The sequence below is a fragment of the Streptomyces sp. NBC_01445 genome (genome assembly GCF_035918235.1).
Taxonomy (GTDB): Bacteria; Actinomycetota; Actinomycetes; order Streptomycetales; family Streptomycetaceae; genus Streptomyces.
This window is the reverse complement of the sequence record NZ_CP109485.1, coordinates 8,276,983-8,294,697: the sequence shown is the minus strand read 5'-3', so window position 1 is coordinate 8,294,697 and position 17,715 is coordinate 8,276,983. Positions and strand designations below refer to the sequence as shown.

The 17,715-nt window shown below is 73.2% G+C and carries 18 protein-coding genes; 9 read left to right on the top strand and 9 right to left on the bottom strand.

The features are described from left to right. Window positions 1–46 precede the first annotated feature (46 nt). A complete protein-coding gene (locus OG574_RS37785; protein ID WP_326776864.1) occupies window positions 47–1,258 on the bottom strand; it encodes a trans-sulfuration enzyme family protein in 1,212 nt (403 codons plus the stop codon). Between the two features lie 60 nt (window positions 1,259–1,318). Here OG574_RS37785 and OG574_RS37780 point away from each other — a divergent pair, with 60 nt between their 5' ends. Together OG574_RS37780 and OG574_RS37775 are read left to right on the top strand one after the other, a co-directional pair. After that, a complete protein-coding gene (locus OG574_RS37780; protein WP_100597576.1) occupies window positions 1,319–1,813 on the top strand; it encodes an Lrp/AsnC family transcriptional regulator in 495 nt (164 codons plus the stop codon). A 35-nt stretch (window positions 1,814–1,848) separates the two neighbouring features. After that, window positions 1,849–3,552, top strand: a complete 1,704-nt coding sequence (locus OG574_RS37775; RefSeq protein WP_326776863.1) for a DUF885 domain-containing protein — start codon at window positions 1,849–1,851, stop codon at window positions 3,550–3,552. Between the two features lie 59 nt (window positions 3,553–3,611). Here OG574_RS37775 and OG574_RS37770 read toward each other — a convergent pair whose 3' ends face one another. Then, the gene (locus tag OG574_RS37770) at window positions 3,612–4,097 is read right to left on the bottom strand and encodes a rhodanese-like domain-containing protein (RefSeq protein ID WP_326776862.1); all 486 of its coding nucleotides are present in this window, start codon (window positions 4,095–4,097) and stop codon (window positions 3,612–3,614) included. Here OG574_RS37770 and OG574_RS37765 point away from each other — a divergent pair. Both OG574_RS37765 and OG574_RS37760 read left to right on the top strand, forming a co-directional pair. Further along, window positions 4,075–4,254 carry a hypothetical protein gene (locus OG574_RS37765; RefSeq protein ID WP_326776861.1) on the top strand — a complete coding sequence of 60 codons (180 nt, stop codon included), beginning with the start codon at window positions 4,075–4,077 and terminating at the stop codon, window positions 4,252–4,254. The genes OG574_RS37770 and OG574_RS37765 overlap by 23 nt on opposite strands. After that, entirely contained in the window at window positions 4,244–4,699 is a 456-nt protein-coding gene (locus OG574_RS37760; RefSeq protein WP_116500112.1) for an Lrp/AsnC family transcriptional regulator, read from the top strand. The genes OG574_RS37765 and OG574_RS37760 overlap by 11 nt, the downstream gene beginning before the upstream one ends. Before the next feature lie 18 nt (window positions 4,700–4,717). Here the strand turns inward: OG574_RS37760 and OG574_RS37755 are convergent, their stop codons facing one another. From OG574_RS37755 to OG574_RS37745, 3 genes are all read right to left on the bottom strand, one after another. Further along, window positions 4,718–7,714 (bottom strand): SMC family ATPase, encoded by a 2,997-nt coding sequence (locus OG574_RS37755; RefSeq protein ID WP_326776860.1) that lies wholly within the window; start codon window positions 7,712–7,714, stop codon window positions 4,718–4,720. Further along, entirely contained in the window at window positions 7,711–8,874 is a 1,164-nt protein-coding gene (locus OG574_RS37750) for an exonuclease SbcCD subunit D (protein ID WP_326776859.1), read from the bottom strand. The genes OG574_RS37755 and OG574_RS37750 overlap by 4 nt, the downstream gene beginning before the upstream one ends. Before the next feature lie 96 nt (window positions 8,875–8,970). After that, a complete protein-coding gene (locus OG574_RS37745; RefSeq protein WP_326776858.1) occupies window positions 8,971–9,597 on the bottom strand; it encodes a YigZ family protein in 627 nt (208 codons plus the stop codon). 172 nt (window positions 9,598–9,769) lie between these two features. On the opposite strand from OG574_RS37745, the gene OG574_RS37740 reads away from it, so the two are divergent. The 4 genes from OG574_RS37740 (at window position 9,770) to OG574_RS37725 (ending at window position 13,669) form a co-directional block, all read left to right on the top strand. Next, on the top strand, window positions 9,770–11,746 hold the full coding sequence (locus OG574_RS37740) for an amino acid transporter (protein ID WP_326776857.1): 1,977 nt from the start codon (window positions 9,770–9,772) through the stop codon (window positions 11,744–11,746). A gap of 75 nt (window positions 11,747–11,821) precedes the next feature. Beyond that, entirely contained in the window at window positions 11,822–12,244 is a 423-nt protein-coding gene (locus OG574_RS37735) for a BlaI/MecI/CopY family transcriptional regulator (protein WP_326776856.1), read from the top strand. Window positions 12,245–12,252: 8 nt separating this feature from the next. Further along, entirely contained in the window at window positions 12,253–13,185 is a 933-nt protein-coding gene (locus tag OG574_RS37730; RefSeq protein ID WP_326776855.1) for a M56 family metallopeptidase, read from the top strand. Between the two features lie 76 nt (window positions 13,186–13,261). Continuing rightward, entirely contained in the window at window positions 13,262–13,669 is a 408-nt protein-coding gene (locus OG574_RS37725) for a CoA-binding protein (RefSeq protein ID WP_100597584.1), read from the top strand. Between the two features lie 27 nt (window positions 13,670–13,696). On the opposite strand, the gene OG574_RS37720 is transcribed toward OG574_RS37725, so the two are convergent. From OG574_RS37720 to OG574_RS37710, 3 genes are all read right to left on the bottom strand, one after another. Continuing rightward, window positions 13,697–14,554 (bottom strand): hypothetical protein, encoded by an 858-nt coding sequence (locus tag OG574_RS37720; protein WP_326776854.1) that lies wholly within the window; start codon window positions 14,552–14,554, stop codon window positions 13,697–13,699. 97 nt (window positions 14,555–14,651) lie between these two features. Beyond that, window positions 14,652–15,209: a YbaK/EbsC family protein gene (locus OG574_RS37715; protein ID WP_326776853.1), complete on the bottom strand. Its 558-nt coding sequence runs from the start codon at window positions 15,207–15,209 to the stop codon at window positions 14,652–14,654. A 43-nt stretch (window positions 15,210–15,252) separates the two neighbouring features. Continuing rightward, window positions 15,253–15,825, bottom strand: coding sequence for a helix-turn-helix domain-containing protein (locus OG574_RS37710; RefSeq protein ID WP_100597587.1), 573 nt, complete (start codon window positions 15,823–15,825; stop codon window positions 15,253–15,255). A gap of 103 nt (window positions 15,826–15,928) precedes the next feature. Between OG574_RS37710 and OG574_RS37705 the strand changes: the two genes are divergently transcribed. Continuing rightward, entirely contained in the window at window positions 15,929–16,795 is an 867-nt protein-coding gene (locus OG574_RS37705) for a DMT family transporter (protein ID WP_326776852.1), read from the top strand. 22 nt (window positions 16,796–16,817) lie between these two features. Here the strand turns inward: OG574_RS37705 and OG574_RS37700 are convergent, their stop codons facing one another. Further along, window positions 16,818–17,585, bottom strand: a complete 768-nt coding sequence (locus tag OG574_RS37700; RefSeq protein WP_326776851.1) for an acyltransferase — start codon at window positions 17,583–17,585, stop codon at window positions 16,818–16,820. Between the last annotated feature and the right edge of the window lie 130 nt (window positions 17,586–17,715).

Below are 17,715 nucleotides of genomic sequence, written 5' to 3'. Positions count from 1 at the left end.
ACCGGTCCCCTCCTGCTTCTCTCCGGTCCGGGCAAGCTCCTCTACGTCACTCCGGCACCCGTAGGCACGCCTCGGCCGCACGCCCCGTGACAGCGCCCGGCTCCCCCAGTGCCTGATCCAGGTCCGCCCACAGGTCCTCGACGTCCTCAAGACCCACCGAAAGCCGCAGCAGCCGGTCGCTCACGCCCGCCGACCTGCGGTCGCCTGCGTCGACGATGCGGTGGCTGATGGACGCCGGGTGCTGGATGAGCGAGTCGACGCTGCCGAGGCTGACGGCGGGCGTGACCAGGCGGACCGTGCGGATCACCTCGTGCGGGTCGCCCACGGTCTCGAAGGCGACCATCGCGCCGCCGATCCGCGGATAGTGCACACGCGCGATCCGCGGGTCACCGGACAGGCGCGCCGCCAGTTCGGCCGCCGTCGCCGACGCCGCCCGGACGCGCACCGGCAGCGTCGCGAGGCCGCGCAGGAGCAGATATCCGGCGAGCGGATGCAGCACGCCGCCCGTCGCGAACCGCACCTGGCGCAGCTGCCGGGCGAACGCCTCGTCGCAGGCCACGACGCCGCCCATGACGTCCCCGTGCCCGCCGAGGAACTTGGTCGCGCTGTGCAGCACCAGCCGCGCGCCGTGCTCGACGGGCCGCTGGAGGACCGGCGTGGCGAAGGTGTTGTCGGCAAGGAGCGGCACCGTTCCGCACGAGTGGGCCACGGCCCGCAGATCGAGCTCGGCGAGCGTCGGATTGGCGGGTGACTCCACCATCACGAGCCCGGTGTCGGGCCGGATCGCGTCCGCGATGCCCGCCGGGTCCACCCAGGTCACCTCGGTGCCGAGCGCCCCCGCGGTGAGCAGGTGGTCGCTGCATCCGTACAGCGGCCGGACGGCGACGACATGGCGCAGCCCGGCGCCGCTGCGTACGAGCAGCACCGCGGTCAGGGCCGCCATGCCGCTCGCGAAGGCGACCGCGCTCTCGGTGCCTTCGAGCCGGGCGAGCGCGGTCTCGAAGCGGCCTACGGTCGGATTGCCGAGCCGTGCGTACACCGGCGGGCCCTCGTCGACGACGCCGTCCGCCGCGAACGCGTCGATGCGGGCGGCCTCGCCGCGGCTGTCGTACGACGGGTACGTGGTGGACAGGTCGATGGGCGGGGCGTGCAGACCGAGACCCGCGAGGTCGTCGCGGCCGGCGTGCACGGCTTCGGTGGCCAGGGCCCGCCCGTGGGCGGGGCCCGGGCGCATCCCTGCATACAGGTCGTTGTCCATGGGCGACAGCCTGAACAACGGCCGGGGTTCGTCGGACAAACCCCGTGCTACGTTCGGCCAATGGCTGATTCCGTCGTACTTGATCCGGTCGATCTGCACATACTGCGCCTCCTCCAGAACGATGCCCGCGTCACCTACCGGGACCTCGCCGAGCAGGTCGGCGTCGCGCCGTCCACCTGCCTCGACCGCGTGACGCGGCTGCGCCGGTCCGGCGTGATCCTCGGGCATCAGCTGCGCCTCGACCCGGCGAAGCTGGGCCGCGGGCTCCAGGCGCTGCTCTCGGTGCAGGTGCGACCGCACCGGCGCGAGCTGGTCGGCCCGTTCGTGGAACGGATCCGGGCGCTGCCGGAAGCGCGGTCCGTCTTCCATCTGACGGGTCCCGACGACTACTTGGTGCATGTCGCCGTGCGCGACACCGCCGACCTCCAGCGGCTGGTACTCGACGAGTTCACGGCGCACCGCGAGGTGGCGCGCGTCGAGACGCGGCTGATCTTCCAGCAGTGGGAGTGCGGCCCGCTGCTGCCCCCCTCCGCCGACGCCGTCGGTGAATCTTGATGACGCGGCCGCCCACCCCGTACGACGATGGCGGCATGTCAGATTCGTCAGCCACAGCAGCAGCCGTCACCGGACCGCTCCCGCGCGAAGTCGCCGACACCTACGTCGACGATCTCATCGCCCTCGACCCCGTCACCGGCACCTACCTCGGCGTGCCCGAGAGCCACAGCAAGCTGCCCGACCTCTCACCGGCCGGCCAGGAGGCCCTCGCCGATCTCGCGCGGGCCACCCTCGCGCGGCTCGACGAGGCCGAGCGCAGGCCCGGGGCCGACAGCGCGGCCGAGCGCCGCTGCGGCCGGCTCCTGCGGGAGCGGCTCACGGCCGAGATCGCCGTGCACGACGCCGAGGAGAACCTGCGGGCCGTCACCAATCTGGGCGGGCCCGTCCACAACATGCGGGAGGTGTTCACCCTCACGCCGACCGCGACGGACGCGGACTGGGCGGCCGTCGCGGAGCGGCTGCGCGCCGTGCCCGGGGCGCTCGCCGGGTACCGCGAGACGCTGTCGCTGGGCCTGGAGAAGAAGCTCCACGGCGGACCGCGGCCGACCGCCACGTTCATCGGGCAGCTCACCGAGTGGGCGGGCGAAGGGCGCGGCTGGTTCGAGGACTTCACCGCGGACGGGCCCGACGCGCTGCGCGCCGAGCTCGACGAGGCCGGCAGCGCCGCGACGGCCGCGGTGGTCGAGCTGCGCGACTGGATGCGCGACGTGTACGCGCCCGCGATCGAGGGCTCGCCCGACACGGTGGGCCGCGAGCGGTACGCCCGCTGGTCGCGCTACTACAACGGCACGGACCTCGACCTCGACGAGGCGTACGCGTACGGCTGGGCGGAGTACCACCGCCTGCTCGGCGAGATGAGGACCGAGGCGGAGAAGATCCTGCCCGGTGCCGCGACGCCGTGGGTGGCGCTCGCGCACCTCGACGAGCACGGCACGCACATCGAGGGCGTGGAGGAGGTGCAGCGCTGGCTCCAGGGCGTGATGGACGAGGCGATCGAGGCCCTCGACGGCACGCACTTCGAACTCGCGGAGCGGGTACGGAAGGTGGAGTCCATGATCGCCCCGGCGGGCAGCGCCGCGGCGCCCTACTACACGGCGCCGTCGGAGGACTTCACGCGGCCGGGGCGCACCTGGCTGCCGACGATGGGCCAGACCCGGTTCCCCGTCTACGACCTGGTCTCCACCTGGTACCACGAGGGCGTACCCGGTCACCATCTCCAGATCGCGCAGTGGACGCACGTCGCGGACAGCCTCTCCCGCTACCAGGCGAGCGTCGGCATGGTGAGCGCCAACGCCGAGGGGTGGGCGCTGTACGCGGAGCGTCTGATGGACGAGCTGGGCTTCCTCACGGACGCCGAGCGGCGGCTCGGATATCTGGACGCGCAGATGATGCGCGCGACCCGCGTCATCGTCGACATCGGCATGCATCTGGAGCTGGAGATCCCGGCGGACTCGCCGTTCCACCCGGGCGAGCGATGGACGCCCGCCCTCGCGCAGGAGTTCTTCGGCGCGCACAGCAGCCGGCCCGCGGACTTCGTGGAGAGCGAGCTGACCCGCTATCTGTCCATCCCCGGGCAGGCGATCGGCTACAAGCTGGGCGAGCGCGCGTGGCTGCTCGGCCGCGCGGGCGCGCAGGCGAGGCACGGGGACGCGTTCGACGCGAAGGCCTGGCACATGGCGGCTCTCTCGCAGGGATCGCTCGGCCTGGACGACCTGGTGGACGAGCTGTCCCAGCTGTAACCCGACTGCGGGCGGCGGCACTTGGCGGCTGCCGCCCGCACATCCGTCCCGGCGCTCGCTCAGCAGCCGCAGTCGTCCGAGTCCACCGGCGCCGTCAGCGGGTCGGCGTCGCGCTGCGCGGGCCCCTCCCACGTCTCGTAGGCGAAGCCCTCCCGCGCCCAGTACTCGAAGCCGCCGAGCATCTCCTTGACCTGGAAGCCGAGTTCGGCGAGGGCGAGAGCGGCGCGCGTGGCGCCGTTGCAGCCCGGGCCCCAGCAGTACGTGACGACGGGCACGGACCTGTCGAGGAGCTGTTCGGCCTGCTCGGCGATGAGCGCGGTGGGCAGGTGGACCGCGCCGGGTACGTGCCCCTGGTCCCACGAGGCGGTGGAGCGGGTGTCGATGACGACGAAGCCCGGGTCCCCGTCCGCGGCGAGCGCCGAGGCGACGTCGGACACATCGGCGTGGAAGGCGAGGCTCGCGCCGAAGTGTGCGGCGGCTGCGGCGGGGGACGCCGGGGGCACACGGAGCACGGAGTTGGGGGTGACGGTGGTGGTCGCGGTCATGATGTCGGCCTCCCGGGCGGATCGCTGCGGGCCGCACGACCGTGCCGCCCTCGACCAGAAATCTATGGTCCCTGACGATCTTCCTGAAGTGACGATCCCCGGCATCACCCTTGATCTGCCGGGGATGTCCCTGCTATTCCTGCCGCATGACCGGTGAATCCCCGTACACCCCCGACGCCACCGACTGGCGCATCCTCGACGTCCTCCAGCGCGAGGGCCGGGCGAGCTACGCCGAGCTCGCCCGGGCCGTCTCCATGTCCGCGAGCGCCGTCACCGAGCGGGTGAAGCGCCTCGAGGAGGCCGGGGTGATCGCGGGGTACGCGGCGGTGGTCGTCCCCGAGCGGATCGGCCTGCCCATCCTGGCGTTCGTACGGCTGCGCTATCCGAACGGGCACTACAAGCCGTTCCACGACCTCGTCGAGGTGACGCCGGAGATCCTGGAGGCGCACCACGTCACCGGCGACGACTGCTTCGTCATCAAGGTCGCGGCCCGCTCGATGAAGCACCTGGAGGAGGTCTCCGGCAGGATCGGCGCGCTCGGCTCGGTGACGACCAGCGTGGTCTACTCGTCCCCACTGCCCCGGCGGCCGCTCGGCCACTGACCCGCCGCCGAAAGTGGCTCAGGTCCGCTGCCGTACGACCGAACCCGACCGCCCCTTCACGATCTCCAGCTGCGCGTGCACCCGGCGCCGCAGGTCGGCGACGTGGCTGACGATGCCGACGCTGCGGTCCCGCTCGCGCAGGGAGTCCAGGACGTCGAGCACCTCGTCCAGGGTCTGGTCGTCGAGGCTGCCGAAGCCCTCGTCGATGAAGAGTGTGTCGAGGCGGACGCCGCCCGCCTCGTCCGTGACGACGTCCGCGAGGCCGAGGGCGAGGGCGAGCGACGCGAAGAACGTCTCGCCGCCGGAGAGTGTCGCGGTGTCCCGTTCGCGCCCCGTCCATGCGTCGACGACATGCAGGCCGAGGCCCGAACGGCCGCGCCCCGAACGGCCGTCGGAGTGCACGAGCGTGTAGCGGCCCGACGACATGCGGGCCAGCCGCGCGGTCGCGGCGGCCGCGACCTGTTCGAGCCGGGCCGCGAGCACATAGGACTCCAGGCGCATCTTGCGCTCGTTGTCCGCGGACGTCCCAGCCGCGAGGCCTGCCATGCGCGCCACGCGGTCGTACGCGGCGCGCAGCGGTGCGAGCCGTCGCACCGCCGTGGCGCAGCGGGCCGAGAGCCGGTCGATCTCGGTGCAGCGGCGGGCCGCGTCGTCGCGCGCGGAGGCCGCCTCGCGCACCCGTCGGTCGGCCGCCTCGGCGGCATACAGCGCCGCGGCCACATCGGCGGGCGCCTGCCGGGCCGCCGCCGCGGTGTCGTCCTCGGCGAGTACGGCGCGCACCGCGGCCTCCTCGGACTGGCGGGCGTCGAGCCGGTGTTGCAGCTCCCGATGCTGGGCGTCGTCCAGGAGGGCGGCGCCGGCGGCCTCCGGCGTGTCGAACCCGGCGCGGAAGGCCGCGTCGGCGAGTCGCGCGTCCGCGTCCTTGAGCCGTTTGGCGGCCTCGTCGGCGCCCCGGGCGGCGTCCGCGGCGGCCGTGAGCTGCGCGGCGAGGCGTTCCAGCTGCACGGCGCGCGCACCCACACTGGCCTCCGACCCGCGCGCCTGGGCCAACTCACGCTCCAGGACGCCCTGTTCGCGGTCGACACTCTCGCGCAGGGTGGCGCGGGCGACGGCGCGACGTGCGGCTTCCTGCTGCGCGGCGAGTCTGCGGTCGTGCTCGCCCTCCGCCTGACCGAGGGCCTCACGCGCGGCGTGCAGCCCGGAGGCGAGGCCGCGCGCCTCGGCGTGTCGCGCGCGCAACTCGTCGGCCGCATCGGCGAGTTCCAGGGCGGATGCCTCTCCGGCGGCGGCCGTCGCGGCGGCGAGCGACTCGCGCACTGCGGCGAGCCGGCTCTCCTGCGCGGTGCGCGCGTCGTCCGCGCGGCGGTACGCGGCGAGGGCGGACTCCTCGGCGTCGCGGCCCACGTGCTCCGCGGTCTTGCGCATGGGGTCGGGGTGGTCGGTGGACCCGCACACCGCGCAGCTCTCGCCGGGGACGAGCTGCGCGGCCAGCTCGGCCGCGATCCCGTTCAGCCGCTGTTCCTTGAGGCCGAGCCAGTGCTCATGGGCGGCCGCGGCTTCCTCGCGGGCGCGCAGGGTGCGGGTCCGGGCGTCGGCGGCCTCGCCGGTGAGCCGGTCGCGGCGCCGGGCGGACTCCAGCTTCTGCTGCGCGGGCTCCAGTTGACCCACCAGGTGTTCGGCGCGCGTCGCGGCGTCCTGCGCGGACTCGACGGCTTCCTGGAGCGCGGCCCGGGCGCTGTCCCAGCCGTCGAGCCAGCTCGCCGCGTCCTGGAGCAGTTCGTCGTCGGCGCGCTCCTCGCGGTCGAGTCCGTGGCGCTGCCCGGCGAGTTCCGTCAGGCGCAGCTCGGCGCGCCGGGCGGACTCCAGGCCGCCCAGCTCCTCGGCCGCCTTCCGCGCGGCGGTCGCGAGGCCCGCCGCGCCGGCGCCGTCGTACGACTCGGGCAGCGCGGCACGCGCGCGTGTGTCCTCGCTCGTGGCCCTGCGGTGTTCGGTTTCCGCGGCCTCGCGCAGCGCGAGTGCGGGGGCGACGGCCTCGGCCTTGCGGCCCCACGCCATGCGCTCCTGGACCCGCCGGTGTTCGTCGGCACGCTCGTCGAGCCGAGCGGCCCGCTCCCGCGCCTCCTCGAACCGCCGCTGCAGCCGCTGCACTTCCTGTACGCCGGCCAGGTCGCGCTGCGCCTCGGTGCGGGCCGCGTCGGCGGCGGTCAGCGCGAGGTGCGCGACGGTGAGCCGCTCGCGGGTGGTGGAGCGGGCGACGGCGGCCCAGGTGAGGACGGAGTCGGCGAGCCCGGGGTCGCCGGGCGCGGCGTCGGTGGCGGGCAGTTCGACTATGTTCCCTGCGGCCTGCTGCATACGGTGGGCGTCGGCGAGCAACTCGGCGTCCGCCGCGCGCACTTCGCTCTCGGCGGCGCGGCGCCGCTCGGCGAGCCGCTGCTCGGCCGCGGCGAAGCGCCGGGTGTCGAAGAGCCGGCCGAGGAGCTTGCCGCGGGCTTCGGCGTCGGCCCGCAGGAACCGCGCGAAGTCCCCCTGCGGCAGCAGGACGACCTGGCAGAACTGTTCCTTGCTCATGCCGAGGAGCTGGCTGATCTCCTCGCCGATCTCCTGGTGGGAGCGGCTGAGGTCCTTCCAGGTGCCCGCCGTGGCGTCGTACTCGCGCAGCCAGCTCTGGGCCTTGTCCGTGGTGGTGCCCGTGCCACGCTTCTTGGGACGCTCCCACGGGGGCTGCCGGGTCAGCTCCAGGCGGCGGCCCGCGACGGTGAGGTCGAGGGCGACCTCGGTGCGCGTACCGGGCGCGGCGTGGTCGCTGCGCAGGGACGTGCCCTGGCCGCCGCCCTGCCGGGCGCCGGGCACCGAGCCGTACAGGGCGTAGCAGACGGCGTCGAGGACGGAGGTCTTCCCGGCGCCCGTCGGGCCGTGGAGCAGGAAGAGGCCCGCCGACGACAGGTCGTCGAAGTCGACTTCCTGGCTTGCGCCGAAGGGTCCGAAGGCGGTGATCCGCAGTCGGTGGAGCCTCATCGGGCGACCTCGCGCCGGGTGTCGTCGATGCGTACGGCGTCGAGCGCCTCGCGCAGGACGGCGCGCTCGCGCTCGTCGGGTCCGGCGCCGCGCACGTGGGAAACGAAGTCCTCCGCGATCTGCTGGTCGTCGCGCCCCTTGAGCCGCTGCGCGTACGAGACGTCGGGGTCCTCGGGGGCGCGCTGCGGGTCGAAGGTGAGGCTGAGGGTGTGCGGGAACCGCTCGGTGAGGCGGGCCATGGGGTCGTCGGGCCTGACCGGGTCGGTGAGGGTGGCCTCGACCCATGCCTCCTCGTGCGTGGCGAGGTCCGGGCGCGTGAGCAGGTCCGCGAGGTCCCCGCGGATCCGGGCGAGCGGCCTGGGGACCGGGCAGTCGACGCGCTCGGCGGACGCGAAGCCGTCCGCGTCCAGGTCGACGAGCCACATGCTCTTGCGGTGGTCGGCCTCGGAGAAGGAGTACGGGAGCGGCGAGCCGGAGTAGCGCACGCGCTCGGAGATGACCTGGCTGCCGTGCAGATGGCCGAGCGCCACATAGTCGACGCCGTCGAAGACACCGGAGGGGACGGCGGCGACTCCGCCGACAGTGATGTCGCGCTCGCTGTCGCTGGCCTCGCCGCCGGTGACGAAGGCGTGCGCGAGAACGACGGACCGGGTTCCTGCCGGGCGCTCGGCGAGATCGGCCCGCACCCGGTCCATGGCGGCGGCCAGGACGGCCTCGTGGCCCGGCTTCGACACCGCGAACTCGTCCTTCACCAGCGCCGGTTCGAGATAGGGCAGTCCGTACAAGGCCACGTCACCCGAGGCGTCGGGGATCAGGACAGGGGTCGCGCAGGCGCCGGGGTCGGTGCGCAGGTGGATGCCGGCGCGGCCGATGAGCCCGGCGCCGACGCCGAGGCGGCGCGCCGAGTCATGGTTCCCGGAGATCATCACCGTGGGGATGCCCTGCTCGGCGAGGCGGTGCAGGGCGTCGTCGAACAGCTCGACCGCGGCGAGAGGCGGCACCGCGCGGTCGTACACGTCGCCCGACACGACCACCGCGTCGACGTCCCGCTCACGGACGGTCGCGACGAGGTGACCGATGAACTCGGCCTGGGCGCCGAGCATGTTCACCCGGTGGAACGCCCGGCCGAGATGCCAGTCGGAAGTGTGCAGCAGCCTCATGATCCCCGAGACTAACGGGCGGGTCGGACATCACGGGCGGCTACTCGCGTATCGGCACCTGCTCCGCCCCGCACGCGTCCCGCCCGCCGGTGCCGGTCACGCGTCCCCGTACGCCTCTCCCCCCAGCTCGAACTCCGCGGTGCCGGCGGTGACATCGGCCAGCCATGCGCGGAACGTGTCCACGTCGGCGTCCGGCAGACCGATCTCGATCGTGACCGCCTCCCCGTAATGGACGTCACGCACCTCACGTCCCGTGGACCGCAGATCGTTCTGCACCTTGCCGGCGCGCTGGTGGTCGACGGTGACGGTGGCGAGCCGGAAGCGGCGGCGGGTGAGAGTGCCCAGCGCGTCGAGCGCCTCGCCGACCGCTCCTCCGTAGGCGCGGATGAGGCCGCCCGCGCCGAGCTTCACGCCTCCGTAGTAGCGGGTCACGACGGCGACGACGTACCGCATCTCGCGGCGCGTGAGCATCTGGAGCATGGGGACACCCGCCGTGCCGCCCGGTTCGCCGTCGTCGCTCGCCTTCTGCACGGAGGCGTCGGCGCCGATGACGTACGCGTAGCAGTTGTGGGACGCGGTGGGGTGCTCCTTGCGGATGCGCGCGACGAAGTCCTGGGCCTCGCGTTCGGTGGCCGCGGGCGCGAGCGCGCACAGGAACCGGGAACGGTTGATCTCGGTCTCGTGCACGCCCTCACGGGCCACGGTGCGGTACTCGTCCTGCATCCGGCCAGCGTATGCCGCGTGCCGGGGTTCGTTCGCCCCCGCCCGTCGCCCGGGTCACGCGGTGGTGAATACTCGCTCGTCGTCGCAGCGGTCGCGGGACGTTCTGTCCTGCGGCTTCCTGCGGGATGCACGCCCAGGGTCCGTACCGGCACGACAGAAAGCAGTTCCGCCCATGACCGGCACGCAGGCCGAACGCGCCGAAAGCACGGCCGTCCGGCCGCCGTCCCCGCGATGGCGGTCCTGGCTCCTCGAGGGTCTGAGCGAGACGACGGCCCGGCATCCGGGACCGCACGGCACGCCGCCGGCCGAGCACAAGGGCCACACCTGGTGGCGGGTGATGTGCCTGACGGGCGTGGACTACTTCTCGACCCTCGGCTACCAGCCGGGCATCGCCGCCCTCGCCGCGGGACTGCTCTCCCCGCTGGCCACCCTGGTCCTGATCGCGCTCACGCTCGGCGGCGCGCTGCCGGTCTACCGCCGCGTCGCCAAGGAGTCCCCGCACGGCGAGGGTTCCATCGCGATGCTGGAACGGCTCCTTCCGTGGTGGGCGGGGAAGCTGTTCGTCCTGGTGCTGCTCGGGTTCGCCGCCACGGACTTCATGATCACGATCACGCTGTCGGCGGCGGACGCCGCGGCGCACGTCGTCGAGAACCCCTTCGCGCCCGCCTCGCTCGACGGCGCGAACACCTGGATCACGCTGTTCCTGGTGGCGGGCCTCGGCGCGGTGTTCCTCAAGGGATTCCGTGAGGCGATACGGGTGGCGGTCGTGCTCGTCGCCCTCTATCTCATGCTGAACGTGGTCGTACTCATGACCGCCGCCTGGCACGTCCTGACCGAGCCGGTGAAGATCGGCAACTGGTGGGACGCCATGACCGCCGCGCACTCCTCGCCCGTCGCGATGATCGGCGTGGCGCTCCTCGTCTTCCCGAAGCTGGCGCTCGGCATGTCCGGCTTCGAGACGGGCGTCGCCGTGATGCCGCAGGTACGCGGCGATGCCACGGACACCTACGAGCGGCCCGCGGGACGGGTGCGGGACACCCGCAAGCTGCTCACCACGGCCGCGCTGATCATGAGCGGTTTCCTGCTGCTCTCCAGTCTCGCGACGACGATCCTCATCCCCCAGTCCGCGTTCGAGAGCGGCGGCCCGGCCAACGGCCGCGCCCTCGCGTTCCTCGCGCACCAGTACCTGGGCGAGGGCTTCGGCACGGTGTACGACGTCTCCACGATCGCCATCCTGTGGTTCGCCGGCGCCTCCGCACTCGCGGGGCTCCTCAACCTCGTGCCGCGCTATCTGCCGCGCTACGGCATGGCCCCGGAGTGGACGCGCGCCGTCCGCCCGCTGGTGCTCCTCTTCATGGCGATCGCGGTCTTCATCACGCTCTGGTTCAACGCGAACGTCGACGACCAGAGCGGCGCGTACGCGACCGGTGTCCTCGTCCTGATGCTGTCGGCGTCGTTCGCCTCGACGGTCGCGGTGCGCTCGCGCGGGCGCCGGGCCGCGACCATCGGCTTCGGGGCGATCACCGCCGTATTCGGGTACACGCTCGTCACGAACGTCATCGAGCGGCCCGACGGCATCAAGATCGCCCTCCTCTTCATCGTCGGCATCCTCCTCACCTCGTTCGCGTCGCGCGTGCACCGCGCGTTCGAACTGCGGGCGGGCGACGTCACGTTCGACGCGACGGCGGCGCGGATCATCGACGAGGCCGCGGGGCACGGCCCGCTCCGGATCATCGCGAACGAGCCCGACGAGCACTCGAAGGCCGAGTACCGCGCCAAGGAGTACAGCCAGCGCGAGCAGACCCACATCCCGGACGGGCGGCCCGTCCTGTTCCTCGAGGTCTTCGTCCACGACTCGTCGGACTTCACCGCGCCGGTGGAGGTCCATGGGGACGAGAAGCACGGCGTACGCCGCCTGCGCGTCCAGGGCGCGGGCGTGCCGAACACCATCGCGGCCGTGCTGATGAGCCTGCGGACCCGCACGGGCGAGATGCCGCACGCGTACTTCAACTGGACCGAGGGGCACCCCGTCAGCCATCTGCTGCGCTTCCTGGTGTTCGGCGACGGCGAGGTCGCGCCGGTCACCCGCGAGGTGCTGCGCCGCGCCGAGCCCGACCCCGCCCTGCGGCCCCGCGTCCACGTGGGCTGACCTGCGCGCGCGGCACTCCGGAATAGGATGTGGCGCCCGCATGCGGGGGACGGCCGGGACGGAGGGCGAGGGGACATGACGCGGGACGGACACGACGGCCGGCGGCCGCGGCGCCGGGGCCAGGGCGAGCTGGAGGCCCAGGTCCTCACGGCGCTGTGCGAAGCGCCGGGCCCCGTGCCGGCGGCGTGGGTCCAGGAGCGGATCGGCGGCGACCTCGCCTACACGACCGTGGTGACGATCCTGACGCGCCTCCTCGCGAAGAGCGCGGTGACCCGCGTCCGCGACGGCCGCTCCTTCCTGTGGACACCGGCCGCCGACGGGGCGGGGCTCGCCGCCCTGCGGATGCGCAAGGTGCTCGACGGCGAGACGAACCGCGAGGCGGTCCTCGCGCGCTTCGTCACCGCGCTGCCGCCGGGCGACGAACAACTCCTGCGGGACCTCCTCGAACAGGCGGAACGGCCGGACGCAGCCCCCGGCCCCGGCGAAGGCGAAGGCTGAGCCGGGCGATGGGCGTCTTCGTCTTCCTGCCGCTGGTGCTGCCACTGACGGCGTGGCCCGTGGCGCGCCTGGCCGAGCAGCATCTCCACCCGCGCACCGCGACCCGTCTCCTGACGGCCGTCACGGGAGTCATGGCCTCGTGCAGCACGCTGTGCCTGGCGCTCCTCATGGTCGTCGGCACGGCCCAACTGCCCGGGAATCCGCTCCCCGACGGCTGGTCGGACCCCGAGGTGCGGGCGGCCGTGCCGTACGACGAGGTGGCGGGCAGGGCCGCGATCCCCGCCCTCGCCGCCGTGCTCGTGGTCTGTACGCGGGTCGTCGTCCGGCACCACTTGGTGCGGCGCCGGGCCAGGCGGGCGCTCGCCGGCCTTCGCGCGCCGGGCGTCGCGGTCGTGCCGGACACGGAGCCGTACGCGTACGCGCTGCCCGGCGGCGACCGCGATCGGGTGGTCGTCACGACCGGGCTGCTCGCCGTCCTCACCGGACCTGAGCGCAGGGCGCTGTTCGCGCACGAGCGGGCCCATCTGGCGGCCCGGCACCATCGCCATCTGCTGGTGGCGCACCTGGCGGCGCGGGCCAATCCGTTCCTTCTGCCGCTGCGCACGGCGGTGGCGTACTCGACGGAACGGTGGGCCGACGAGGACGCGGCGCGCTCCGTGCACGACCGCCGCGTGGTGGCCCGCGCGATCGGCAAGGCCGCTCTCGTCCCGCGCGCCGCGCCGGCCCCCACCCTTGCGGGCCTCGCGGCGCCTGGCCCGGTTCCCCGCCGTGTCGCGGCCCTCCTGCGCCCGGCCCCTACGGCGCACAGCTGGCCACCGGTCGGCACGGGGATCGGTCTCGCGGCCTGGGCGGCGGCCGCAGGCACAGCCGCGTCGGCGATGTCGTCGGCGAATTCGGCGGTGACCATGATCCGCATCCTGCACGCGGCCACGTTCCTCTGACCTTGTCCGGGGGGAATCCCGCAGGGCACCGCCCTGTTGACTCCGGAGAACGCCCGTCGACCCCAGGAGGCAGCGCATGTACGGCGATCAGGAGACGGTCCGCAGGATCCTCACGGAGCTCGGTGACACCTGGGCGGTCGTGGGCCTCTCCTCGAACAGGGCGCGCGCCGCGTACGGCGTCGCCGAGGTCCTCCAGCGCTTCGGCAAGCGCGTCGTCCCGGTCCACCCGAAGGCCGGAACGGTGCACGGCGAGCAGGGCTACGCGTCCCTCGACGAGATCCCGTTCAAGGTCGACGTGGTCGACGTCTTCGTCAACTCCCACCTCGCGGGCCAGGTGGCCGACGAGGCCCGCGCGATCGGCGCGGAAGCGGTCTGGTTCCAGCTCGGGGTGATCGACGAGGCGGCGTACGACCGCACGCGCGAGGCGGGTCTCGCGATGGTCATGGACACGTGCCCGGCGATCGAGATCCCGCGCCTGGGCTGAGGCGCTCCGGCCTGAGCGTCCCCGTCCTCACCTGCACGCGATCGGCTCGATCGCCCCGGGCCACCGCTCCACAACGCTCCCGGTGCGCACATACGCGTCCAACTTGTCGGCGGAGAGCCACAGTTGGCGCCGGCCGTCGCGGTATCCGGTGTCCATGGCCCCCTCGGGCAGCCGCGTCTTCGGCCCGTACGAGGAGTGCAGGAGCTCGCGGGGCAGCGAGTGTTCGGGGTCCCGCAGGTACTGGCGGTCTCCGAGGTGGAGGAACTCCGCCGACTGCCAGTCGCAGTGCTCGGGGCCGGCCGTGCTGAAGATCTCGGACGCGGGGGCCGGTCGCCCCTTGCGGTCCGCCCACACCCGGATGTCGAGGTGCGCGCGGTCCCGACGGGCGAACTCGGACGGATCGCACTGGGCATACGTCTCCAGACCCCAACCCGGCCTGCGCGGCAGGTCCTTGGCGACGATCACGGCCACGCGGGTGCGGCCGCCGACGTCGTACGAGTACAGGACGCGACGGCCCGCCTCCCGCTCGACGCGATAGCCGCGGCGCGGCAGGGACCGGGAGAACTCGTCGGCCACGAGCGCGCTCAGGGCCTGGTCCGGCGAGTCCGCGCCGTCCGACGTGCCCCAGCCGTCGTCCCCGCTGCCGCCCTGGTACGGCTTGCCCGCGCATTCGAGGGCGAGGACGGAGGCGCCCCCGCCCTGGACGTTGTCCTCGTCACCGTCGATGTCGGGCGCCTTCGCCTTGAGCGGACCGCGGTAGGGGGCGGCCGGCGAGGATCCGGTCACCACCAGGCCCTCGGGGACCGGCGTGCCCGTGTCGCAGGCCGCCACGGACACCAGCGACACCAACGCCGCCACCAGCACGGCCGCCGTCCGGATTCTCATTCCTCGCCCCACCCGCTTCTCCAGCCCTGCCCCGCGCCGCTGCGCGGAGCCGCTCCTCAGACGCGGCGGCCTCCGGGTTCGTTCACCGGCGGGCGGATCAGTTCACGCCGAGCCCTTCGAGGACGACCGCGCCGGGCAGGTCGAGGAACGCCTTGCCGGGCACGATGAGCTTGCCGCGGCGCGTCCCGCTGCCGATCAGGACGTGCGGTCGGTCGACGACCGCCGCGTCCACGAGGAGCGGCCAGTCGGCGGGCAGCCCGATCGGGGTGATGCCGCCGTACTCCATGCCGGTGGCCCCGGTGGCCGTCTCCATCGGGGCGAACGATGCCTTACGGGCGCCCAGTTGACGCCGTACGACGCCATTGACGTCGACCCGGGTGCCGGAGAGGACCAGGCAGGCGGCGAGCGTCGTCTCACCGCCGCGCTTGCCCGCGACGACGACGCAGTTCGCGGAGTCCTGGAGCAGCTCGGGGCCGTAGTGCTCGACGAACGTGGCCGTGTCCGCCCACTCGGGCTCCGTGTCGACATGGATCAGCTGCTCCGCCGGGACCGTGCCGTGCCAGTTGCGTACGGCGTCGGCCACCGGGTCCGTGAGCAGGTCGAGCGCTTCGGGAGCGGGGCGGACGCGGTCGAAATTTCCGATGGGTGCGCGCATGTCGGCACGCTAACAGCCGTCCGGGGCGGGTGAGTCGGGCGTCTCAGCGTACGGGCGGCACCGATACGGCCATGGTCATCTCCATCGCCTCGGTGCCGTCGTTGCGGTACGTGTGCGAGGAGTCGGCCTCGAACGAGACGCTGGATCCGGCGGGCACGCGGTACTCGGCGCCGTCCACGACCAGGGTCAGCTCGCCGGCCGTCACATGGAGCAGCTCGACCGTGCCCGCGGGGTGGGGGTCGGAGCCGCTGCCGTCGCCCGGCTCCAGGCGCCAGTCCCACATCTCCAGGGGGCCGGGGGCCTCGGTCCCGGCGAGCAGGCGGTTGTAGCTGCCGCCTTCCGTGCTCCACAGGCGTACGGCCTGCTCGGGCGGGACGATGCGGACCTTCGGGCCCTGCTCGTAGTCGAGCAGGGTGGTGATGCTGATGCCGAGCGCGTCACCGATCTTGACGACGGTGCCGATGCTGGGGTTGGTGCGGGCCTGCTCGATCTGGATGAGCATGCCGCGGCTGACTCCGGCGCGGGTGGCGAGACCGTCGAGGGTGAAGCCCCGCTCGGTGCGCCAGCGCTTGACGTTGCGGCCGAGGGACTGGGTCAGCAGATCGAGGTCCGACACATTCCGTCCAATATTCTGGATGACAGAGTTCAATTCATTGAACTAACCTGTGGTGCAACAAAGCATTCACCGATGTTCACCACACTGTACTGCGAGGCAGACCATGACAGCACTCTTCGCCCTGGCCACCAGCCTCATGTGGGGCCTGGCCGACTTCGGCGGAGGGCTCCTCACCCGGCGAACGCCGGCGCTCACGGTCGTGGTGGTCTCGCAGGGCATCGCCGTCACGGTGCTCGGCGCGATCGTGGCCGCGACCGGCGCCTGGAGCGAAGCGGGTCCGCAGCTGTGGTTCGCGGTCGCGGCCGGTCTCGTCGGCCCGGTCGCCATGCTCGCCTTCTACAAGGCCCTCGCCCTCGGCCCGATGGGTGTCGTCTCGCCGCTCGGCTCGCTCGGCGTCACCGTCCCCGTGGCCGTCGGCCTGGTGCTCGGCGAGCGTCCCGGGCTGCTCCAGTTCGCGGGCATCGGCGTGGCCGTCGCAGGGGTGATCCTGGCCGGCGGTCCGCAGTTCAGGGGCGCGCCCGTACAGCGCCAGGCCGTCCTGCTCACGCTGCTCGCGGCGTTCGGCTTCGGCGCGGTGATGGCCCTGATCGCGGAGGCCTCGACCACCGTGACGGGACTCTTCCTGGCGCTCTTCGTGCAGCGGGTGACGAATGTGGCGGCGGGCGGCACGGCCCTGTACGTGTCCGTGCGGCGCGGCGGCCGGGCGCTTCCCGAGGACGGCGGGATGAAGGTCGTCCGGTCGGCGCTCCCGGCGCTGGCGTTCGTGGGCCTCGCCGACGTGGCGGCCAACGGCACGTACGCGATGGCCGCGCAGCAGGGCCCGGTCACCGTGGCCGCCGTGCTCGCCTCGCTCTACCCCGTGGTGACGGCGCTGGCCGCGCGCGGTTTCCTCGGCGAGCGGCTGCGCGGGGTACAGGCCGCGGGGGCGGGCCTCGCACTGGTGGGCACGGTGCTGCTGGCGACGGGTTAGGGCCTGATCCGAACGAAAGGCCCTAGGCGCTCGCGCCCGGCTGCTGTACGCCCTCTTCGAGCTCTTCCAGGTCGGCGAGCGCGAGGAGTTGTTCGGGGGTGACGCCTTCGGGGATCGGGGCGGGGGCGGGCGTGCGCAGCGGCGGCTGCCACCCGTTCTCCTCGTCCCAGCTCCGGACGACCCGGGCGGGCGCCCCGGCCACGACCGCGTGGTCCGGCACCTCGCCACGCACGACGGCACCGGCGGCGACCACGACGTTCCGGCCGATCCGCGCGCCGGGCAGGATCACCGCGCCGGTGCCGATCCAGCAGCCGGGCCCGATCTCCACCGGCTCCATGCGCGGCCACTGCTTGCCGATGGGCTGGTGCGGGTCGTCGTACGAGTGGTTGGTCGAGGTCACGTAGACGTACGGCCCGAAGTAGCAGTCGCTGCCGATCGTCACCGTCGTGTCGGCGATGACATGGCTGCCGCGGCCGAGGACGACGCCGTCACCCAGGCGCAGGATCGGCTCGGAGCCGAGGTCGAGGTCGGGCATCAGGCCCGCGGTGAGGGTGACCTGTTCAGCGATGATGCAGTGCGCGCCGAGGTGGATCCAGGGCTCGCCGAAGACCGTGCCCTGCGGGAAGGCCAGCTTGGTGCCGTGGCCGAGGGACCCGAATCGGTAGCGGCCGGGATGCGCCGCGGTCACCGCGCCCGCGCGCTGCGCCAGGCGCCAGCCCGCCTGCACCGCGCGATGGGCGAGGCGTCCGGTGAAGTCGCGGGATGAGAACGCGTTCCAGTTCTTCGGCACAGCCTCACGTTACTCAGACGTACGCCACCGCGCAGAGCCCTGGCCTGTGATCTTCGCCCCACGCGGCACCCGCTCGGGGCCGTCCCGTACGGTTCGCTCTGGCGCGGCACAGGCTGTACGGAAGACCGAA

Bases quoted from the DNA above. Each gene is read 5' to 3' on its own strand.
- OG574_RS37720 (WP_326776854.1), bottom strand. From the start codon at position 14,554: ATGAGAATCCGGACGGCGGCCGTGCTGGTGGCGGCGTTGGTGTCGCTG.
- OG574_RS37770 (WP_326776862.1), bottom strand. From the start codon at position 4,097: ATGACCGCGACCACCACCGTCACCCCCAACTCCGTGCTCCGTGTGCCC.
- OG574_RS37745 (WP_326776858.1), bottom strand. From the start codon at position 9,597: ATGCAGGACGAGTACCGCACCGTGGCCCGTGAGGGCGTGCACGAGACC.
- OG574_RS37780 (WP_100597576.1), top strand. From the start codon at position 1,319: ATGGCTGATTCCGTCGTACTTGATCCGGTCGATCTGCACATACTGCGC.
- OG574_RS37755 (WP_326776860.1), bottom strand. From the start codon at position 7,714: ATGAGGCTCCACCGACTGCGGATCACCGCCTTCGGACCCTTCGGCGCA.
- OG574_RS37735 (WP_326776856.1), top strand. From the start codon at position 11,822: ATGACGCGGGACGGACACGACGGCCGGCGGCCGCGGCGCCGGGGCCAG.
- OG574_RS37705 (WP_326776852.1), top strand. From the start codon at position 15,929: ATGACAGCACTCTTCGCCCTGGCCACCAGCCTCATGTGGGGCCTGGCC.
- OG574_RS37725 (WP_100597584.1), top strand. From the start codon at position 13,262: ATGTACGGCGATCAGGAGACGGTCCGCAGGATCCTCACGGAGCTCGGT.
- OG574_RS37760 (WP_116500112.1), top strand. From the start codon at position 4,244: ATGACCGGTGAATCCCCGTACACCCCCGACGCCACCGACTGGCGCATC.
- OG574_RS37715 (WP_326776853.1), bottom strand. From the start codon at position 15,209: ATGCGCGCACCCATCGGAAATTTCGACCGCGTCCGCCCCGCTCCCGAA.
- OG574_RS37775 (WP_326776863.1), top strand. From the start codon at position 1,849: ATGTCAGATTCGTCAGCCACAGCAGCAGCCGTCACCGGACCGCTCCCG.
- OG574_RS37730 (WP_326776855.1), top strand. From the start codon at position 12,253: ATGGGCGTCTTCGTCTTCCTGCCGCTGGTGCTGCCACTGACGGCGTGG.
- OG574_RS37740 (WP_326776857.1), top strand. From the start codon at position 9,770: ATGACCGGCACGCAGGCCGAACGCGCCGAAAGCACGGCCGTCCGGCCG.
- OG574_RS37785 (WP_326776864.1), bottom strand. From the start codon at position 1,258: ATGGACAACGACCTGTATGCAGGGATGCGCCCGGGCCCCGCCCACGGG.
- OG574_RS37750 (WP_326776859.1), bottom strand. From the start codon at position 8,874: ATGAGGCTGCTGCACACTTCCGACTGGCATCTCGGCCGGGCGTTCCAC.